This is a genomic window from Tepidicella baoligensis (assembly GCF_013432195.1).
Lineage (GTDB): Bacteria > Pseudomonadota > Gammaproteobacteria > Burkholderiales > Burkholderiaceae_C > Tepidicella > Tepidicella baoligensis.
The window spans coordinates 1-795 of record NZ_JACCDB010000039.1 but is presented as its reverse complement, the minus strand read 5'-3'; the positions used below and the strand labels follow the sequence as shown (position 1 = coordinate 795).

The 795-nt window shown below is 64.7% G+C and carries 2 protein-coding genes; both read left to right on the top strand.

Annotation, left to right across the window (positions count from 1 at the left end):
* Positions 1-441, top strand: a 441-nt coding sequence (soxY, locus tag HZS63_RS13785) for a thiosulfate oxidation carrier protein SoxY (protein ID WP_246316403.1), incomplete at its 5' end; no start/stop codon positions are given.
* A 42-nt stretch (positions 442-483) separates the two neighbouring features.
* Entirely contained in the window at positions 484-795 is a 312-nt protein-coding gene (soxZ, locus tag HZS63_RS13780; protein WP_180684562.1) for a thiosulfate oxidation carrier complex protein SoxZ, read from the top strand.

The following is a 795-nucleotide window of genomic DNA, read 5'->3' as shown; positions in this document are numbered from 1 at the left end:
CGCCGAACCGTACTGAAGAGCACGGGAGCGATGGCCACGCTGCTGTCGCTGGGCATTGTGACGGCCGAGCAGGCGATGGCTGCGGGCCGGGCGGGTTTTGACGCGAAGAACCTGCAAGACGCCATCAAGGCATTGGGCGGCAGTGTGTCGGCCAGTGATCAGGTCACGATCGTCTCGCCGGACATTGCGGAAAACGGAGCGGTGGTGCCGGTGGGTGCGATCAGCAAGCTGGCGAACACGACGGAGATCTACCTGCTGGTGGAGAAGAACCCGGTGCCGATGGCTGCGGCGTTCATGATTCCGGCGGGGACGGAGCCGGACGTGCAGACGCGACTGAAGATGGGGCAGAGCACGGACGTGGTGGCGATCGTGAAGGCTGACGGCAAGCTGTACTCGGCCACGAAAGAGACCAAGGTGACGCTGGGCGGCTGCGGCGGCTGAGCGCTGGTCTGAGATGTATAGCAAGACACAGGAGTAGAGATCATGGCAGGACCCATGCGAATTCGAGCCGCCGAGGCGGACGGGGTGACGACGGTGCGCGTGCTGATGTCGCACGTGATGGAGCCGGGGACGCGGCGAGACGGGGCGGGCAATCTGGTGCCGGCGCACTACATCACGGACGTGGAGGCGACGCACAACGGCAAGACGGTGCTCAAGTGCGAGTGGAGCGGGGCGGTGTCGCAGAACCCGTTTCTGGCGTTCAAGTTCAAGGGCGCGGCCAAGGGCGACAAGGTGGTGGTGAAGTGGGTGGACAACAAGGGCGAGAGCCGCACCGACGAGGCCACCATTTCTTGA

Coding starts and splice junctions, on each gene's coding strand:
- soxZ (WP_180684562.1), top strand. CDS start 484: ATGGCAGGACCCATGCGAATTCGAGCCGCCGAGGCGGACGGGGTGACG.